At 71.9% G+C, this 17,322-nt stretch carries 18 protein-coding genes; 8 read left to right on the top strand and 10 right to left on the bottom strand.

Annotated features, from left to right (window positions below):
• From ACIGNX_RS15195 to ACIGNX_RS15180, 4 genes are all read right to left on the bottom strand, one after another.
• The gene (locus ACIGNX_RS15195) at positions 1-909 is read right to left on the bottom strand and encodes an ABC transporter ATP-binding protein (protein WP_396540280.1); all 909 of its coding nucleotides are present in this window, start codon (positions 907-909) and stop codon (positions 1-3) included.
• 142 nt (positions 910-1,051) lie between these two features.
• Entirely contained in the window at positions 1,052-1,810 is a 759-nt protein-coding gene (locus ACIGNX_RS15190; protein WP_396540278.1) for a hypothetical protein, read from the bottom strand.
• A 6-nt stretch (positions 1,811-1,816) separates the two neighbouring features.
• Complete coding sequence (locus tag ACIGNX_RS15185; RefSeq protein ID WP_396540276.1) at positions 1,817-2,737, bottom strand: ABC transporter ATP-binding protein; 921 nt, start codon at positions 2,735-2,737, stop codon at positions 1,817-1,819.
• 194 nt (positions 2,738-2,931) lie between these two features.
• On the bottom strand, positions 2,932-3,726 hold the full coding sequence (locus ACIGNX_RS15180; protein WP_396540274.1) for an HAD family hydrolase: 795 nt from the start codon (positions 3,724-3,726) through the stop codon (positions 2,932-2,934).
• A 50-nt stretch (positions 3,727-3,776) separates the two neighbouring features.
• Between ACIGNX_RS15180 and ACIGNX_RS15175 the strand changes: the two genes are divergently transcribed.
• Together ACIGNX_RS15175 and ACIGNX_RS15170 are read left to right on the top strand one after the other, a co-directional pair.
• Positions 3,777-4,349, top strand: a complete 573-nt coding sequence (locus tag ACIGNX_RS15175; RefSeq protein WP_396540272.1) for a TetR/AcrR family transcriptional regulator — start codon at positions 3,777-3,779, stop codon at positions 4,347-4,349.
• Positions 4,349-5,260 (top strand): SDR family oxidoreductase, encoded by a 912-nt coding sequence (locus tag ACIGNX_RS15170; RefSeq protein WP_396541039.1) that lies wholly within the window; start codon positions 4,349-4,351, stop codon positions 5,258-5,260. Before ACIGNX_RS15175 ends, ACIGNX_RS15170 begins: the two co-directional genes overlap by 1 nt.
• 95 nt (positions 5,261-5,355) lie before the next feature.
• Here the strand turns inward: ACIGNX_RS15170 and ACIGNX_RS15165 are convergent, their stop codons facing one another.
• The 3 genes from ACIGNX_RS15165 to ACIGNX_RS15155 form a co-directional block, all read right to left on the bottom strand.
• Entirely contained in the window at positions 5,356-6,012 is a 657-nt protein-coding gene (locus ACIGNX_RS15165; RefSeq protein WP_106616155.1) for a response regulator transcription factor, read from the bottom strand.
• A gap of 28 nt (positions 6,013-6,040) precedes the next feature.
• Positions 6,041-7,204, bottom strand: coding sequence for a sensor histidine kinase (locus tag ACIGNX_RS15160; protein WP_396541037.1), 1,164 nt, complete (start codon positions 7,202-7,204; stop codon positions 6,041-6,043).
• A gap of 109 nt (positions 7,205-7,313) precedes the next feature.
• Positions 7,314-7,802 (bottom strand): hypothetical protein, encoded by a 489-nt coding sequence (locus tag ACIGNX_RS15155; protein ID WP_396540270.1) that lies wholly within the window; start codon positions 7,800-7,802, stop codon positions 7,314-7,316.
• An 86-nt stretch (positions 7,803-7,888) separates the two neighbouring features.
• Here ACIGNX_RS15155 and ACIGNX_RS15150 point away from each other — a divergent pair, with 86 nt between their 5' ends.
• From ACIGNX_RS15150 to ACIGNX_RS15135, 4 genes are all read left to right on the top strand, one after another.
• Positions 7,889-9,421 (top strand): dynamin family protein, encoded by a 1,533-nt coding sequence (locus ACIGNX_RS15150; protein WP_396540268.1) that lies wholly within the window; start codon positions 7,889-7,891, stop codon positions 9,419-9,421.
• Entirely contained in the window at positions 9,418-9,810 is a 393-nt protein-coding gene (gene grpE / locus ACIGNX_RS15145) for a nucleotide exchange factor GrpE (RefSeq protein WP_396540266.1), read from the top strand. The genes ACIGNX_RS15150 and grpE overlap by 4 nt, the downstream gene beginning before the upstream one ends.
• A complete protein-coding gene (locus ACIGNX_RS15140; RefSeq protein ID WP_396540264.1) occupies positions 9,807-11,624 on the top strand; it encodes a dynamin family protein in 1,818 nt (605 codons plus the stop codon). Before grpE ends, ACIGNX_RS15140 begins: the two co-directional genes overlap by 4 nt.
• A gap of 77 nt (positions 11,625-11,701) precedes the next feature.
• Entirely contained in the window at positions 11,702-12,394 is a 693-nt protein-coding gene (locus tag ACIGNX_RS15135) for a hypothetical protein (protein WP_396540262.1), read from the top strand.
• 58 nt (positions 12,395-12,452) lie between these two features.
• On the opposite strand, the gene ACIGNX_RS15130 is transcribed toward ACIGNX_RS15135, so the two are convergent.
• The 3 genes from ACIGNX_RS15130 to ACIGNX_RS15120 form a co-directional block, all read right to left on the bottom strand.
• Entirely contained in the window at positions 12,453-13,115 is a 663-nt protein-coding gene (locus ACIGNX_RS15130; protein ID WP_396540260.1) for an esterase/lipase family protein, read from the bottom strand.
• Between the two features lie 77 nt (positions 13,116-13,192).
• Positions 13,193-13,375: a DUF397 domain-containing protein gene (locus ACIGNX_RS15125; protein ID WP_396540258.1), complete on the bottom strand. Its 183-nt coding sequence runs from the start codon at positions 13,373-13,375 to the stop codon at positions 13,193-13,195.
• A complete protein-coding gene (locus ACIGNX_RS15120; protein ID WP_396540256.1) occupies positions 13,372-14,238 on the bottom strand; it encodes a helix-turn-helix domain-containing protein in 867 nt (288 codons plus the stop codon). Before ACIGNX_RS15120 ends, ACIGNX_RS15125 begins: the two co-directional genes overlap by 4 nt.
• Before the next feature lie 101 nt (positions 14,239-14,339).
• Between ACIGNX_RS15120 and ACIGNX_RS15115 the strand changes: the two genes are divergently transcribed.
• Complete coding sequence (locus ACIGNX_RS15115) at positions 14,340-14,603, top strand: hypothetical protein (RefSeq protein WP_396540254.1); 264 nt, start codon at positions 14,340-14,342, stop codon at positions 14,601-14,603.
• Positions 14,604-15,261: 658 nt separating this feature from the next.
• A complete protein-coding gene (locus ACIGNX_RS15110; protein ID WP_396540252.1) occupies positions 15,262-17,073 on the top strand; it encodes a phosphoenolpyruvate carboxykinase (GTP) in 1,812 nt (603 codons plus the stop codon).
• Positions 17,074-17,322: the final 249 nt, after the last annotated feature.

Genomic DNA, 17,322 nt, shown 5'->3' with positions numbered 1-17,322 from the left:
TCACTCGGTCGAGTGGTATTCCACCGATTCCTTCGTGAGTTGCATGAACGCCTCTTCGAGGGAACCGAGTTGCGGGCTCAACTCGTGCAGCGTGACGCCGTTCGACGCGGCCAGCTCGCCGATGAACGACGGCTCGACCCCGTGCACGACGAGCGCGCCGTCCGACGTCGCCGCCTCGGTGACGCGGGCGTGGCCCGCCAGCAGCTCCCGCAGCCGGTCCAGGTGCGGCGAGCGGACGCGGACGGTGTCCTCGGTGGCGTCGGCGATGAACCGCTCGGTCGTGGTCTGCGCGATGAGCCTGCCGCGCCCGATCACGATCAGGTCCTGCGCGGTCTGGGCCATCTCCGAGAGCAGGTGGCTGGACACGAAGACGGTCCGGCCCTCCTCGGCCAGCCGGTGCATGAAGTGGCGGATCCAGAGGATGCCCTCGGGGTCCAGGCCGTTGACCGGCTCGTCGAACAGCAGCACCTCCGGGTCGCCGAGCAGCGCGCCGGCGATGCCCAGGCGCTGCGACATGCCGAGCGAGAAGCCGCCCGCGCGGCGCTTGGCGACCTGCGTGAGGCCGACCACCTCCAGCACCTCGTCGACGCGCCGGTCCGGGATGCGGTTGGAGCGGGCCAGCCACTGCAGGTGCGCCCGGGCCGACCGGTTGGGGTGCACCCACTTCGCGTCCAGCAGGGCGCCGACCACGCGCAGCGGCTCGCGCAGCGACCGGTAGTCCTGCCCCCGCACGGTGACCCGGCCGCGGGTCGGGCTGTCCAGGCCCAGGATCATCCGCATGGTGGTGGACTTGCCCGCGCCGTTCGGGCCGAGGAAGCCGGTGACGCGCCCGGGGCGCACTGTGAACGACAGGTCGTCCACGGCCGCGGTCGTGCCGTAGTGCTTGGTGAGGCCGCTCGCTTCGATCATGACATCTCCCGTCCGATCAACCGCACGTGCCGAAACGTAGGGCAGGGGAGCCCGGGCCACCTCCCCGAAGGGTGACCCGGGCTCCCCCTTCCCCGGCCGCCCGCGCGCCGGTCCCCGTCACCGGCGGCGCGGGCTCCCCTCGTCAGGCGTCGCGCCGCTTCACCACGACGAGCGAGATGACGAAGATCACCAGCGCGATGCCGGCGAAGTAGGCGAACGAGCCCCACGGGCTCAGCTCGCCGACCGCGAGCGGGCCCGCGCCGTCCGGGATCGGGCTCGGGTCCGGGTCGCCGAGCACGAACTTGCCGGCCACGGTGAACGGCATCCACTTCTGGATGTCGTCGCCGATGTTCGGGATGAACCCGACCACGCTCTCGATGACCAGCGCGAACACCAGGATGATCGACACGGCGCCCGCGGTCTGCCGCACCAGCGCGCCCACGCCCAGGGCGAGCAGCGCGCCCGCCGCGTAGACCAGGCCGACGCCCGCCACGTGCCGCCAGTCGTTGGCCGTGGTCAGCGCGAGCTGCGAGGTGTCGTCGGCGAGCAGCCAGCTCACGCCCCAGGAGCCGAACGCGGCGGCCTCGCCGACCAGCCCGGCCAGCAGCATCACGACGACGGCCTTGGCGATCATCGGCGAGATGCGGTCGGGCACGGCCTGGAACGTCGCCTTGATCGTGCCGAACCGGTACTCGGTGGTGACCGCGAGCGCCGCCATCACCATCACCACGTACAGGCCGAACGTGTGGGTGAACACCGCGCCGACCACCGGCAGCGGACCGGTCCAGTTGGCCGAGATCAGCGCGGTGAGGCCGATGGTCAACCCGAGCGCGAGGAGCATGCACCACCACGGCGAGCGGGTGGTGAGGAGCTTGATCCGTTCAACGGCGAGCAGAGTCATCGGTGGTCACTTCCCCGTCTCGGCGAGTTCGGCGTGGTACTCCACGGAGTCGCCGGTGAGCTGCATGAATGCCTGTTCGAGCGAACCGCGCTGCGGGCTCAGCTCGTGCAGCACCACGCCACCGGCCGCCGCGATGTCCCCGATCTCGTCGCTGAGGGCGCCCGACACGGTGAGCGAGCCGTCGGCGTCCTCGCGGACGGTGAAGCCCTTGTCCACGAGCATCGCGCCGAGCCGGTCCGCGTGCGGGCTGCGCACCCGGACGGTGTTCTCGGTCGACCGCTCGACGAACTCGGTGGTGGTGGACTGCGAGATCAGCTTGCCGCGGCCGATGACCACGAGGTCCTGCGCGGTGAGGGCCATCTCCGACAGCAGGTGGCTCGACACCAGCACCGTGCGGCCGTCGGCGGCCAGGCCCTGCATGAACTGGCGGATCCAGAGGATGCCCTCGGGGTCCAGGCCGTTGACCGGCTCGTCGAACAGCAGCACCTTCGGGTCGCCGAGCAGCGCGCCGGCGATGCCCAGGCGCTGCGACATGCCGAGCGAGAAGCCGCCCGCGCGGCGCTTGGCGACCTTGGTCAGGCCGACCATGTCGAGGACCTCGTCGACCCGGCGGTCGGGCAGGCCGTTGGACTTGGCCAGCCACTGCAGGTGCGCCCGCGCCGAGCGGTTGGGGTGCACCCACTTGGCGTCGAGCAGCGCGCCGACCGTGCGCAGCGGGCGGTCCAGCTGCGCGTACGGCTTGCCGTCGATGAGCACCCGGCCCGAGGTCGGCCGGTCGAGGCCGAGGATCATGCGCATGGTGGTGGACTTGCCCGCGCCGTTCGGGCCGAGGAACCCGGTGACCCGACCGGGCTCGACGGTGAAGGACAGGTTGTCCACCGCCACCGTGTTCCCGTAGCGCTTGGTGAGGCCGACAGCCTCGATCATGGTTTCTCCCCTGGACGACATCCCCCGGAACTGTGGTGAACCTTGCCCGATCCGGGAGCCGCGCACATCGGTCTGTAGTTGACTCGTCGGTGCGACTTCAGTCTTATCGTCCTCGCTACCTCGGTTGTAGTAATCCGTGTTCACCCTGAGTCGTCCCCGGTCCTGCCCCGGGTCGTCCTCGGGGTCGCGGCCGGCTAGGCGCCGAAGTACCGGTCCAGCACGGCCGCCGCGCCGTCTTCCAGGATCGTCCCGGTCACCGCGTCCGCCGCTTCCCGGACGCCGACCGGCGCCTGGCCCATGGCGACGCCGTGCGCGGCCCACCGCAGCATCTCCACGTCGTTCGAGCCGTCGCCGATGGCCAGCGTGTCCTCCCGGGCCACGCCGAGCGCCACCCGCAGGTCCTCCAGCGCCGCGCCCTTGGTCACGCCGGGCGGCGTCAGCGTCAGCCACGGCTCGGTGTGGTCGCACGACGCCGTCACGCCGGGCAGCTCCACGTCCAGCAGCCGCAGCGCCAGCTCCTCGGGCGTGCGGCCGCCCCAGCGCACGACCAGCCGGGACGTGCGGGTGGCCACCAGCTCGGCGCAGGGGACCTCGCGCACCTCGCCCCACAGGTCACCGTCGGGGAACCGGCCGAACGACAGGTTCCCCACCCCGGTCAGCTCGACCGCGAACACCGCGCCGGGCAGCAGGGCGCGCAGCCGCTCGACCGACGGGCCGGGGTCGAACTCGACCTTGCGGACCACCTCGCGGGTGCCGGTGTCCCACCAGACCGCGCCGTTGGAGCAGAGGGCGGTGGTGTCGCGCAGGCCGAGGTCGTCGAGGACGGGTCGGGTGCCGACCAGGCTGCGCCCGGTGGAGAGGACCACGTGCGCGCCGCGGTCGACGGCCCGGCCGATGGCCGCGCGCACGGCCGGTGCGACGTCCTCGCGACCCACGGGGGTGATGGTGCCGTCGATGTCCAGGGCGATGAGGCGGGGTCTCCAGGTCACTGGTGTCACCCTACTGGGCGAGGGTTATTGAACCGTGGTTCAATAACCGGGTGGCACGACCGAAGACGATCACGGACGAGCGGTTGCTGGCCGCGGCGGCGGAGGTGATCGGCCGCCGGGGGCCGGGGTTCACGATCGCCGACGTGGCCGAGCGCGCCGGCGTCTCGGTGGGCACGGTGGCCGGGCGGTTCGGCTCCAAGAGCGGCCTGCTCCGGGCGTTGACCCGGCAGACGTCCGACGCGAACGTGCGGCGGATGCGCGAGGCGGCGGCCGCGGCGGCGGACCCGGTGGCGGGGCTGCGGGCGGCGCTGCTGACCTGGTTCGAGGACCTGACCGACCCGGTCGAGGCGCAGCACCACCTGGCCCAGCTCGGCGTCGACCTGATCGACCCGGAGCTGCGGGCGCTGCTCGCCGAGCTGTACGGGGCGACCGAGCGGACCGTGCTGGAACTCGCCCGGGGGGTGGAGCTCCCGCGCGGTCCGGGACCGGAACGCGCGGCGCGGGTGCTCACCGGGTTGCTCTACGGCGTGTCGATGGACTGGTCCGTCCGCCCGCGCGGCGAGCTGGCCGACCGGCTGGCGGAAGACGTGGACGCGGTGCTGGACGCGTGGAAGGGGAGATGATGTCGGCGTTGCGGGGCAGGGTCGCGGCGGTCACGGGGGCGACGCGGGGCGCGGGGCGCGCGATCGCGGTCGAGCTGGGCGCGGCGGGCGCGACGGTGTTCGTCGGCGGCCGGTCGACGCGCGGGCGCAAGTCGCCGATCGGCCGGGACGAGACGATCGAGGAGACCGCGGAGCTGGTCACGGCGGCGGGCGGGCGCGGTGTCCCGGTGCGGTGCGACTTCACCGTGCCGGAGGACGTGGACGCGTTCCGCGCCCGGATCGAGGCCGACGGGGGCGGTCGGCTGGACGTCCTCGTGGACGACGTGTGGGGCGGCGAGGCGGACACCGAGTTCGGGGTGTTCTGGGAGCAGGACCTGGACAAGCAGCTGCGGATGTGGCGCAACAGCGTGGAGGCGCACTTCGTCGCCCTGCACCGGCTGCTGCCGCTGCTGGTGCGCGAGCCGGGCGGGCTGCTGGTCGAGGTGACCGACGGCGACAGCGACGAGTTCTACAGCGGGTCGCTGGCCTACGACTCGGTGAAGGTCGCGATCCGGCGCATCGGCACGGTGATGGCGAAGGAGCTGGAGCCGTTCGGCGGCACGTCGGTCGCCGTCACGCCCGGCTTCCTGCGGTCGGAGCAGATGCTGGAGCACTTCGGCGTGACCGAGGAGAACTGGCGCGACGCGATCGCCAAGGAGCCGCACTACGCGATGTCCGAGACGCCGCGCTACGTGGGGCGCGGCGTGGCGGCGCTGGCCGCCGACCCGGACCGCCACCGGTTCACCGGCAAGGCGCTCGCGTCCTGGACCCTCATGCGAGAGTACGGCTTCACCGACCTGGACGGTTCCCGACCGGACTGGGGCCGCTGGTACGAGGAGGTCTACAAGGCGGGCGTCGACCCGACGACGGCGGACGCGTCGAAGTACCGCTGACCCGGTGGCCCGCGGTCCGGCCCGGTCGGACGTCGCCGGTCGGACGTCGCCGGTCGGACGTCGCCCGTCGGACGTCGCCCGTCGGACGTCACCGGTCAGACGTCACCGGGTCGGACCAGTCCCGTCTCGTAGGCCAGCACCACGGCCTGCACCCGGTCGCGCAGCTCCAGCTTCGCCAGGATGCGCCCGACGTGCGTCTTCACCGTGGCCTCGGACAGGAACAGCTTGCGCGCGATCTCGGTGTTCGACAGCCCTTTGGCGATCAGCACCAGCACCTCGCGCTCCCGCTCGGTCAGCGCCTCCAGCACCGCCGCGTCGCGCAGCTCGCCGCCGCCCTCGCCGAGGAACCGGCTCAGCAGCCGCTTCGTCACCGACGGCGAGACCACGGCGTCGCCGCTGGCCACCGCGCGCAGCGCCGACACCAGGTCACCGGGCGGGGTGTCCTTGAGCAGGAACCCGGACGCGCCGTTGCGCAGCGCCGACAACGCGTACTCGTCCAGGTCGAACGTGGTCATCACGAGCACCTTCGCGGTGCCCGCCTCGGCGATCCGCTTGGTCGCCTCCACGCCGTCGAGCACCGGCATGCGCACGTCCATCAGCACCACGTCGGGCCGCAGCCGGTCCGCCAGCTGCACGGCGTCGAGCCCGTTGGCGGCCTCGCCGACTACGTCGACGTCCTCTTGCGCGCCGAGCACCATCCGGAAGCCCATCCGCATGAGCTCCTGGTCGTCCACTAGCAGTACGCGGATCACGCCGTCCCTTCCGTAAGCCACCCGCACCCTATGACGGGACCAGCGGCAGCACGGCGCGGACCCGCCACCCGCCGCCGGGGTTCGGCCCCGCCTCCAGCGTGCCGCCGAGCACGCCCGCGCGCTCGCGCATGCCGATCAACCCGTTGCCGCCGGACACCGCGACCAGGTCGTGCGGCGTGCCGAACCCGTCGTCGGCCACCTCCACCTCGACCCGGTCGCCCGCCTGCGCGACGCGGACGGTCGCCGTGGCGCCCGCGCCCGCGTGCTTCAGCGTGTTGGTCAACGCCTCCTGCACGATCCGGTAGACGCCCAGCCCGAGGCCCGCGGGCAGCGCGGACAGGTCGCCCGCCGTCTCCAGCCGCACGGGCAGCCCGGCCGCCCGGCAGTTCTCGGTCAGCTCGTGCAGGTCCCCCGCGTCGGGCTGGGGCACCCACTGCGTGCCCGACTGGTCCTCCGACCGCAGCACGCCCAGCAGCCGCCGCAGTTCCGTCAACGCCTGCCGGCCGGTGTCGGCGATGGTCCGCACCGCCGCCTCGGCCAGGTCGGGGTTCGACCGGATCGCGTAGCCCGCGCCGTCGGCCTGCACCACCATGACGCTCACCGCGTGCGCGACCACGTCGTGCAGCTCGCGCGCGATCCGCGACCGCTCCTCGCCCACCGCGATGCGCGCCTGCTGGTCGCGTTCGGTCTCCAGCAGCTTGAGCCGCTGCTCCAGCTCCCTGTTGTAGGCGCGGCGGGCGCCGACGAACTCGCCCATCGCCCAGCTGAACCCGAACACGACCGCGATCACGAACACCATGAACGCGGCCTCGGTGCCCGCGCCCATCGGCCACAGCGCCCACACGAACGTGCCCAAGGCCAGCCAGATCGCGTAGACCAGGCCCTGCCGCCTGCCGACGTAGGCCACCACCGTGTACAGCGCGACGGCGAGCGCGAAGTCCGCCATCCGGATCGGCAGCCCGGTCCGCAGGTCGCCGTGGGTGAGCAGTTGGAGCACGCCGCCGAACAGGATCGCGTACGACGAGCCGAGCGGGTGCCTGCGCCGGAACACCACGGGCACGATGAGCACCGCGCCGACGAGCACCAGCGTCGTCCCGGCCACGTTCGACCAGCCGGACGCCAGCGACGCCAGGTCGGCCAGCAGCAGCAACCCGGCCATCAGGGAATCCCCGAAGACCGGGTGCGCTCGCATCCACAGGCTCAGCCGCCGCACGTGACCAAGGTTAGGTACCGCTCACGGGCCGCGCGTCGCGCCACGGGCTGACCCCCGCCTAGTCCTCCAGGCGGACGACCCCCGCGACCTACCGGATGGTCTTGACCTGCGTGGGGTCGACCTCGGCCTCGGCGACCCCGACGCGCGGCGCGGGCGCACCGTGCACGGGGGCCTCGACGCGGGTCTGCGGCGGCACGGACCGCTGCTGCTCGTACTGGCGGTGCTCCTCGGCCATCTCGTCGGCCAGCTGCTGCTGGAGCTGCCGGTCGCGGATGCGGCCCAGGATCATCATGGTGACCGCGTGCACCAGCGCCAGGACCAGGAGCATGACGCCGAGCTTCACCACGACGTCCTTGACCGGGTCCCCGGTCTGGACGGTGATGATCGACACGATGGCGAGCAGGCCGAGCACCACGAGGTGGAACAGCACGGTCGCCAGGCGCGTCATCGACCTCGCCGCCTCGGGGTCGCCGTACGCCCGGCTCATGTACCCCCTGCCGCTGCGATAGATCAGCTGACCGTCGATCAGCACCAGCACCACGCCGAGCAGCAGGAACACCGCATATCCCTGTTCCATGGCGGACCTCCCTCGTCGATCGCGGAAATACCCGCGTCCCCGCGTTCGCAAACCGGACGTCACCCTGACGTGGCACGATCTCCGGCGTGACGACGCAGGCCAAGCAGCTCGCCGGTCCGCTCTCGGCGGCGGTGGCGAACCTCTGCGCCGGCCTGCGCCCGCAGGTCTCGCCCGCGACCGCGGCCGGGTTGGGCGAGGTGCTGCGCCGGTTGTCCGCGCCCCTGCAGGTCGCCGTCGCCGGTCGGATCAAGTCCGGCAAGTCGACGTTGGTGAACGCGCTGATCGGGCGGCGCGTGGCGCCGACGGACGTGGGCGAGTGCACCCGCCTGGTGACCCGCTTCCAGTACGGCACGGTCGACCGCGTCGAGGTGGTGTTCACCGACGGCCGCAAGCAGGTGCTGCCGTTCGAGGCCGACGGCTCCATCCCGCCCGACCTCGGCGTGGAGGTCGACCGCGTCTCGCACGTCGAGGCCTACCTGACCAACGCGGTGCTGCGCGACCTCACGGTGATCGACACGCCGGGCCTGGGCTCGCTGGACGCCGCGTCGGTGGCGCGCACCGAGGCCCTGCTGGGCGCCGCGCCCGACCCGGACGGCCTGGACCCGGTGTCCCGCAACGCGGTGGCCGGCGCGGAGGCCGTCCTCTACGTCGTCACGCAGGGCGTGCGCGCGGACGACCAGCAGGCGCTGGCCGCGTTCACCGCCGCCACGGCGAGCCGCGAGGCGGGCCCGGTCAACGCGATCGCGGTGCTGAACAAGGCGGACACGATCGCCGCCGAGACCGTCGAGGGCTCCGGCGGCGACACGTGGCGGGCCGCCGTGCTGCTGGCCGAGCGGCAGGCGCTCACCCTCAAGCCGCGCGTGGCCGACGTGCTGCCGGTGATCGGCCTGGTCGCCGAGTCGACCGAGACCGGCGGCTTCACCTCGGCCGACGCCGACGCGCTGCGCAGGCTGGCCGAGCTGGACGAGGCCACCCGCGAGACGATGCTGATCTCGGCCGACCTGTTCGCGAGCTGGGAGTGCGACGTGCCGGTGGGCACCCGCTCCCGGCTGCTGGAGAAGCTCGACCTGTACGGCATCCGCAAGGCGCTGGAGGCCGTGGACGCCGAACCGGGCATCACGGCGGGCGCGCTGCGCCGCAAGCTGCTCGACGCCTCCGGCCTGGACGGCGTGCGGGCCAAGCTGAACGCGGTGTTCCGGTCGCGGGCCGACGGCATCAAGGCCGCGGCGGCGCTGGCGTCGGTGACCGCGCTGGCCGCCGCCTCCGGCGACCCGAACGAGCGGCAGCGCGTGCACGACGCGATCGAGGTGCTGCTGGCCAAGCCGGAGGCGCACCAGCTCCGGCTGCTGGAGGCGTTGACGCTCGTCGCGTCGGGCGCGGTGGCGATGCCCAACGACCTGGTCGAGGAGGTGCTGCGGTTCGGCAGCTCGCCCGACGTCGCCGAGCAGCTCGGCCTGCGCGGCAGACCCGCCGGGGAGCTGATGGCCTACGCCCTGGAACGCGCCGGCTGGTGGCGCTCCTTCGCGTCGTTCGGCGCCACGCCCGCGCAGAGCCGCGTGGCGCACGTGGTGCACCGGGCGTACTTCCTGATCTGGCAACAACTGCGGGGACGGCGATGAGCGGAACGGAACCGGGCGGCACGGCGTCGGACCACCCTGTGGAGACCCACCCGGGAGCGGCGACGCTGGAGACCACCATCGCCGACGAGCTGCTGGACCAGGCGTTGGCCGAGCGGCGCGCGCTCGTGCAGCTGTGCCTGTACGCGCTGGACCGGGCGCGCAGCGCCGGCGTCGTGGAGCGGCTGGAGGAGGGCCTGGCGGCCATCGGCGTGACCGCGCTGCGGCCCGACGGCGAGCGGTTCGACCCGTCGCGGCACGAGGCGGGCGGCACCGTGCCCACGGGGGACGCGTCGCTGGACGGCGTGGTGGCCGAGACCGAGGTCGTCGGCTTCGCCGATCGCGGCCGGACGCTGCGCGCACCCGTCGTCACCGTCTACACCGCGCGATGACCGGCCTGCCGCAGCTCGTCCGGCAGACCAGGGAGAAGCTGACCGCCCTGGTCCGCGCGATCGACCCGTCGGCGGCGTCGTTCGTCGAGACCCGGCGGGCCGGCCCGGCGTCGGTGGTGGTCGTCGGCGAGACGAACCGGGGCAAGAGCTCGCTGGTCAACGCCCTGCTGGCGACGCCGAACCTGTCGCCGGTCGACGCGGAGGTCGCCACCGCCACCTACCTGGTGTTCCGGCACGGCGCGCAGTGGTCGGCCCGCGCCTGCTACGCCGGGTCGATGTCGCCGGTGCCGTTCGACCGCTCGGAGATCGTGAACTGGGTGTCGGCGGCGCACGAGCTGCCCGAGGGCATGCTGCCGCCCCGGTACGTCGAGGTGGAGGCCCCGATCCCGCTGCTGGAGCGGCTGTCCGTGGTGGACACCCCGGGCGTGGGCGGCTTGGACTCGGTGCACGGCGAGCTGGCCGCCGAGGCCGCCGCCACCGCGACCGCGCTGCTGTTCGTGGTCGATGCCTCGGCCCCGTTCACGCGGGGCGAGCTGGACTTCCTGCGCACGGTCGGGGAGCGCGTCGAGACCGTGGTGTTCGCGCTGACCAAGGTCGACCAGTACCGCGGCTGGCGGCAGGTGCTGGAGGCCGACCGGGCGCTGCTGGCCGAGCACGCGCCGAGGTTCCGGGACGCGACCTTCCACCCCGTGTCGTCGCGGATGTTCGAGCTGGCCGCCCGGGCGCCGAACCCGGACGCGGCGGCGATGCTGCGCGAGCGGTCCGGGGTCGGCGCGCTGCAGTCGGCGTTGCAGGACCTCGTGGTCGGCCGGGCGGCGATGCTCGGCGAGGCCAACGCCCTGCGCGCGCTGGCGACCGTGCTGGACGAGCTGATCGCGCGCAACGAGGCGGACAAGCGCGCGTTGTCGTCGGGCGAGGAGGAGGCCGAGGCGCTGCGCGGGCGGCGGGACGAGCTGAACTCACAGCGCCGTTCGTCGACGCGCGGCTGGCAGGTGCGGCTGCGCGGCGAGGTGCAGCGGGCCCGGGTCGAGGGCTCGCACGAGGTCAGCCGCCAGATGCGGGACGTGCAGGCGTGGTTCCGCACGGCCGTCGACTCGGCGTCGCGGGAGCGGCTGGCCGCGCTGCCGCAGGAGGTCGACGCGGCGCTGCAGGTGGTGTCCGGCCGGATCAGCGCCGGGCTGGCCGCGCGGCTGGGCCGGGTGGCGGACGCGGCGCTGGCCGACCTGTTCTCCCCGGAGGAGCTGGCCGTGATCCGGGGCCAGTTCGCGCGCGGCGCGACGCCGCCGGTCGTGCTGCGACCGCCGGAGAAGCGCGTCCCGACCGCCGAGGACAAGCTGCTGGTGTTCATGGGCGTGTCCGGCGGGCTCGGCGCGGGCAGGCTGGCCGCGCTGCCGCTGGCCGGGCTGGGCGTGGCGGCGCTGAACCCCGTCGTGCTGCCGGTGACGATCGTGCTGGGGCTGGGCGCGGGCTGGTGGATGGCCCGCACGCGCAAGCACTCGGCGGACAAGCAGCACGTCAAGCAGTGGCTGTCGGACGCGATCGCGGACGCCCGGTCCACCGTGGACCAGTTGGTGGCGGAGCAGCTGATCGAGGCCGAGCAGCAGCTGTCCCTGGCGCTGGACGAGGCCCTGGGCAAGCGGGTCGAGGCGATCGAGGCGGAGCTGCGCGAGGTCGACAAGGCCCTGCGCATGGAGGCCGGCGAACGCACCAGGGCACTGCAGTCCGTCACCAGGCGCCTGACCGAACTGACCGCGGGCCGCGCGAAGGTCGACGACCTGCTGTCCCGCATCCGCGCCCTGCGCGACCGGGCCTGAACCGGAACTTCCCCGGTGGAACCGAACAGGCATAACGTGAGTCGAACCGGCACAGAGCACGCAGGAGGGCGGGAACGGTGTACATCGACGAGACAGGCGCGACCGACGGCGAGCTGAAGGTCACGGTCGGCGACGAGGAGTACACCGCCGAGGCGAACTACGACCTCGACCAGGACGGTGTCGAGGAGAGCGTGGTCATCGAGACCGACGACGGCGGGCACCTCGCGTTCAGCGACACCGACGGTGACGGCGACGCGGACCTCATGAGCTCGTTCGACGAGGACGGCGACCTCACCGGGCAGGCGCGGTTCGACGAGGGCTCCGGCGAGTGGGTCGCCGTCGACCCGTCCGACGACCACACCGGGCAGACCAACACCAACGCCGGCAAGTCCGTCGTCGTGGACGTGGAGGGCGGCGCGGACCAGAACGTCGGGCCCGCCACCGAGGACACCGACAACGACGGCCGGGCCGACACGGCGGTGGTGAAGGACGAGGACGGCGACACCTGGCTGTTCACCGACGCCGACGGCGACGGCACCGCCGACCTGGCCACCGAGATCACCCGGGACGGCGAGGTCACGGTGTCGCGGCACACCGGCGAGGACGAGTGGACGCAGGTCGAGCACGGTCGCATCGGCGAGGACGGCAAGTACGCGCCCGACGGCGACGAGGCGTGGTCGAACGGCCTCACGGGCTCCGAGGAGAAGGTCACGGTGTCGGGCGTGGTCCGCATCGACTCCGTCACCGGCCAGTGGATCAGCCCCAACTGACCCCGCTCGCGCGCCGGCGCGCCACCCCCGTCGCGGAGGTGGCGCGCCGGGGTGCGGCTCAGGACTTGACGAAGGCCGCGATGTCGGCCAGCACGAGCGTGTCGGCGAGGAAGCCGATGTGCGTCTGGCACAGCACGTAGTTGTTCGTCGCACCGCTGAGCGGGGTGCTCGTGTAGGGCAGGATCACCCCGTCGCACGGCGAGTACCACGTGGCGTAGCGGGTGCTGCCGGGCGTCTCGTCGCCGCTGCTGATCTGGTTGATGAACGACGAGCCCGGGAACATCTGCTGGCAGGTGACGAACACCAGGCACGAGCCGGCGGCGGTGGTGCCGTGGTTCGCGCCCGCGATGGACGCGAGGTGGCTGACGCTGGTGTTGCCGCCCAGGACCTTCAGGTAGTACTGGCTGACCAGGCCGCCCATCGAGTGGTTGACGATCGCCACCTTCGACTGGCCGGTCTGCGACTTCACCCGCTCGACGAACGTGGCCAGGCCGCGGGCATTGGTCACGTTGTCGCCGTAGGAGTTGTACTCGTAGGCGAACAGCCGGGTGCTCGACCACCCGGCCGCGCGGAACACGGTCTCGGCCGCGACCCAGTTCGAGGCGTTGCCGGTGTAGCCGTGGACGAACACGACCGGTGTGCTGGTCGCGGCGTTGGCCGCGGGGACGGGCGCGAGCAGGGCCAAGCCGAGTGCCGCCAAGACTCCGATGACTCGACGCACGTGGTCACCTCCGGGTGCAGGGGAAAAGCCTGTGCCTCGGAGCGTGGCCCTTCACCGACGGCCCGACATCGGTGCAATCACTTGTCGAGGGAGACCAGGAATGCGCGCCAAGCGCTTTTCCGGACATTCAGGGCGGGCCCGTCGGCGTTCTTCGAATCCCGAACGCCCACCGTCGTCCCGCGGAACCGCACCTCGACGCACGCATTGCTGCCGCCGGAACTGCGGCTGCTCTTGATCCACCCCGTGTCGCGCGCGATCACGTGCCCTCCTCGATCCGCCCGATCAACAGCGCCCGGGTGTCCGCCCGGCTCAGCGCCAGCTCCCTGACCCGGTCGAAGATCCGCTGCATCGGCTCGACGTCCTCGGGTTGATCGTAGTAGGGGGCGGGACCGTGCAGGCTCGTCGCGAAGCTCACCGGTGTGGACTGGGCGAAGTCGAGCACCACCAGGCCACCGCCCAGCGCCGGGTTGTCCGCGGTGCCCGCCGGCACCACGGCGATGTCGAGGTCGGGATGGCTCTCCAGGAGTTGGAGCAGGTGCAGCACCTGACCGCGCATCACCGACTCGCCGCCGATGACGTGGTCGAGCGAGTCCTCGGTGAAGACGACTTCGATCCGCTTCGGGCTACCGGTCTCCAGCACCCGGCGCTGGTGTTCGAGGCGGAAGGCGGTGCGCTCGGCGGTCTCCGTCTCGGAGTCGGGCCAGTGGATGGAGTTGGACACCGCCATGATCGCCCGGACGTAGTCCTTGGACTGGACCAGGCCCGGGATCACCCCGCACTCGTACCAGCGGACCCTGGTGGCCGCGGCCTGCAGTTCGGCCAGGCGTTGGAAGGGCTCCGGGAGGTTGTCGACGTATCCCCGACGCGGTGCCCGTCGCCTCGCCGCGGCACCGAGGGCCAGGATGGTCTCGCGCTCGCGTCCCCGCGCGCCGTAGAAGTCGAGGAGCTTGGTCAGCTCGTCGACCCCCAGCCCGCCCTTGCCGTTCTCCACCTGGCTGATCCGGCCCGCGGTGCGGCCGATCGCCGCGCCGGCCTCGCCCTGGGACCTCTTCGCCTGGTTGCGCAGCCGGGTGAGGGCGAGCCCCAGTTGGAGGCGCTCGATGGTCTGCCGCGCCAGCGCCATGTGTCCACTCCATCGAGTTATCGCTAACGGGCTATCTGAACCCTAATCTATAGGGGTTACTCGGCGTGTCCGGTGATATACAACCAGGTAGGAGGAGAGGTATGGCGCAGAGGGTGATCCGCAAGGAGCGGGAGCGGCGGGAGTGGTTGCTGCGGTGCCAGGACGACCGGGGTGAAGCGGCCGTGTGCACGATCAACGTGAACAACGGCGTCCTGGAACTCCTCGGCTCCGGCGACGAGTTCTGCTTCCAGCTCGAGGACACCTCGATCGCGGACTTCCGGGCGGCGCTCGACGCGGCCATCGCCCGCGCCGAGACGGACCTGGCCGGGAATCCGGGTGCGGAGGTCGTGCCCCTGTCGCGATGATGCGCGCACGGTCATCGGCCCAGTGACGGCGAGGGCGGCGACGGCGAGGGCGGCGCGAGCCGCGAGGACGTGACGGCAGTGTGGGTGGCCGACCGGCCGGACCGCGTCGCGGTTCGAGGTCGAGGACGGCGGGATCCACGTGCTGGTGCCCTTCGCGCGGGTCGCCGCGGACCGGGAGCGGGCGTCCGACCACCCGCGGGACAGGTGGTGTGCGTGTTCGGCGAACCCCTTGTGGTGCAGGTGGAACAGCCGTCGACCGCGTTGCCGGGATCGCCGGCGCGCTGTTCCTGAAACGGTTGAGAAATCCGGCATTGTGGCGCGGCAATTTTTCGTCACGTTGTGAGAGCGCTCTCACGATCACCCCGGTTCAGTCACCTGAACGTGTGGCGATCGACGCACTCGCGACCCTTGCATTCCACCGACTAAAGCCCAGGTCACAGCCTGATTTGTGGTGATCGGGTGCTGAATCGATTCCAGAATCGGTTTTGTGAGCCAGCCGACAGGTCGGATGTGCGTTACCCGGGATTAACCCGGCTAACCTCCGTCTACCCCTTAAACGGCACGCCCTCCACCGGGCGGGCGGTGCCATTCCCGAGGACGTCCCACCAGGACAACGGCGTCCGCCGTGGGCTGGCGCTCAGCTAGGAGACGAGACGAGATGACGGCAGTGACCATTCCCGGTCTCGACCACGCACCGACCAACCACGCGCGCCTGGTGTCCTGGGTGCGCGAGGTCGCCGAGCTGACCTGCCCCGATGAAGTGGTGTGGGCCGACGGCTCCCAGGACGAGTGGGATCGGCTCACGGCCAAACTCGTGGACGCGGGCACCTTCGTCCCGCTGAAGAAGAAACCCAACTCGTTCTGGGCGGCCTCGGACCCCACCGACGTGGCGCGGGTCGAGGAGCGCACGTTCATCTGTTCGGTCGACCCGCGGGACGCGGGCCCCACGAACAACTGGATGGACCCCGCCGAGATGAAGTCGATCATGACCGAGCTGTACCGCGGGTGCATGCGCGGTCGGACGATGTACGTGATCCCCTTCTGCATGGGCCCGCTCGACGCCGAGAAGCCGATGCTGGGCGTGGAGATCACGGACTCGGAGTACGTGGTCGTCTCGATGCACATCATGACCCGCATGGGCACGAAGGCGCTGGCGCGGTTCGGCGAGGACGCCGACTTCGTGCAGGCGCTGCACTCGATCGGCGCGCCGCTGGAGCCGGGCCAGGACGACGTGCCGTGGCCGTGCAACGAGACGAAGTACATCACCCAGTTCCCCGAGGAGCGGATGATCTGGTCGTTCGGCTCGGGGTACGGCGGCAACGCGCTGCTGGGCAAGAAGTGCTACTCGCTGCGCATCGCCTCGGTGATAGCCCGCGACGAGGGCTGGCTGGCCGAGCACATGCTGATCCTCAAGCTGACCTCGCCGGAGCAGAAGTCGTACTACATCGCGGCGGCGTTCCCCAGCGCGTGCGGCAAGACCAACCTCGCCATGCTGGAGCCGACCATCCCGGGCTGGAAGGTCGAGACCCTGGGCGACGACATCGCCTGGATGCGGTTCGGCGAGGACGGCCGGCTGTACGCGGTCAACCCGGAGAACGGCTTCTTCGGCGTCGCGCCCGGCACCGACTACCACACCAACCCCAACGCGATGCGCACCATCGAGAAGGGGAACTCGCTGTTCACCAACGTCGCGCTGACCGACGACGGCGACGTCTGGTGGGAGGGCATGGGCGAGCCGCCGGCGCACCTGACCTCGTGGAAGAAGCAGGACTGGACGCCCGGCGGCGAGGAGCTGTCGTCGCACCCGAACTCCCGCTACTGCACGCCGATCGCCCAGTGCGACATCAAGGCCCCCGAGTGGGAGGACCCGAAGGGCGTGCCGATCTCGGCGATCTTCTTCGGCGGTCGCCGGGCCACCACGATCCCGCTGATCACCGAGTCGCGCGACTGGCAGCACGGCGTGTTCATGGGCGCGACGCTGTCCAGCGAGACGACCGCGGCGGCCGTCGGCAAGACCGGTGTCGTGCGGCGCGACCCGATGGCGATGCTGCCGTTCATCGGCTACCACGCCGGTGACTACTTCCAGCACTGGATCGACACCGGCAAGTCGGCCGACGCGGACAAGCTGCCGAAGATCTTCTACGTGAACTGGTTCCGCCGGGGCGAGGACAAGCGGTTCCTGTGGCCCGGGTTCGGCGAGAACTCGCGCGTGCTGAAGTGGGCCGTCGAGCGCATCGAGGGCAAGGCCCCTGCGGTGGAGACGCCGATCGGGCACGTGCCGACCGCCGACGCGCTGGACCTCGACGGCCTCGACGCGCCGACCGGGGACGTCGAGGCCGCGCTGCGGGTCGACGCCGAGGAGTGGCGCGCCGAGATCCCGATGATCGAGGAGTGGTTCGCCAAGATCGGCGAGAAGGTGCCGACCTCGCTGCGCGACGAGCTGGAGGCGCTCAAGCTCCGCCTCGGCTGAGCCCGCACCCCCGAGGTGTTCTCGGCGTGAGACCCGGTGGCCAACGGCGTCCACCGGGTCTCTTCTCGTTCGCCCCGGGGTCCCCGCTCGGGCGCGGTCCGGTGGCGCCGGGGGAGCTGTCCCCAGCCGCGCCGCCGACCGCGAGGGTGATCGAAAAGGCCGGTTCGATGGTGTTCGAACCGGGTACCCCACCCCTTCGTCCGTGCTCAGGCCCTTGATCGAGCGCGGCGGACCGGTTCCGGTGTGCCC

Origin of the sequence: Actinosynnema sp. NPDC053489 (assembly GCF_044544865.1) — a bacterium.
Lineage (GTDB): Bacteria > Actinomycetota > Actinomycetes > Mycobacteriales > Pseudonocardiaceae > Actinosynnema.
This window is presented reverse-complemented; position numbering and strand designations above follow the sequence as displayed.

What these genes read in the sequence shown, in the direction of transcription:
- ACIGNX_RS15120 (WP_396540256.1), bottom strand. Translation starts at nt 14,238, where the DNA reads ATGGCGCTGGCGCGGCAGACCATCGAGCGCCTCCAACTGGGGCTCGCC.
- ACIGNX_RS15185 (WP_396540276.1), bottom strand. Translation starts at nt 2,737, where the DNA reads ATGATCGAGGCTGTCGGCCTCACCAAGCGCTACGGGAACACGGTGGCG.
- ACIGNX_RS15140 (WP_396540264.1), top strand. Translation starts at nt 9,807, where the DNA reads ATGACCGGCCTGCCGCAGCTCGTCCGGCAGACCAGGGAGAAGCTGACC.
- ACIGNX_RS15190 (WP_396540278.1), bottom strand. Translation starts at nt 1,810, where the DNA reads ATGACTCTGCTCGCCGTTGAACGGATCAAGCTCCTCACCACCCGCTCG.
- ACIGNX_RS15170 (WP_396541039.1), top strand. Translation starts at nt 4,349, where the DNA reads ATGTCGGCGTTGCGGGGCAGGGTCGCGGCGGTCACGGGGGCGACGCGG.
- ACIGNX_RS15195 (WP_396540280.1), bottom strand. Translation starts at nt 909, where the DNA reads ATGATCGAAGCGAGCGGCCTCACCAAGCACTACGGCACGACCGCGGCC.
- ACIGNX_RS15160 (WP_396541037.1), bottom strand. Translation starts at nt 7,204, where the DNA reads ATGCGAGCGCACCCGGTCTTCGGGGATTCCCTGATGGCCGGGTTGCTG.
- grpE (WP_396540266.1), top strand. Translation starts at nt 9,418, where the DNA reads ATGAGCGGAACGGAACCGGGCGGCACGGCGTCGGACCACCCTGTGGAG.
- ACIGNX_RS15115 (WP_396540254.1), top strand. Translation starts at nt 14,340, where the DNA reads ATGGCGCAGAGGGTGATCCGCAAGGAGCGGGAGCGGCGGGAGTGGTTG.
- ACIGNX_RS15110 (WP_396540252.1), top strand. Translation starts at nt 15,262, where the DNA reads ATGACGGCAGTGACCATTCCCGGTCTCGACCACGCACCGACCAACCAC.
- ACIGNX_RS15155 (WP_396540270.1), bottom strand. Translation starts at nt 7,802, where the DNA reads ATGGAACAGGGATATGCGGTGTTCCTGCTGCTCGGCGTGGTGCTGGTG.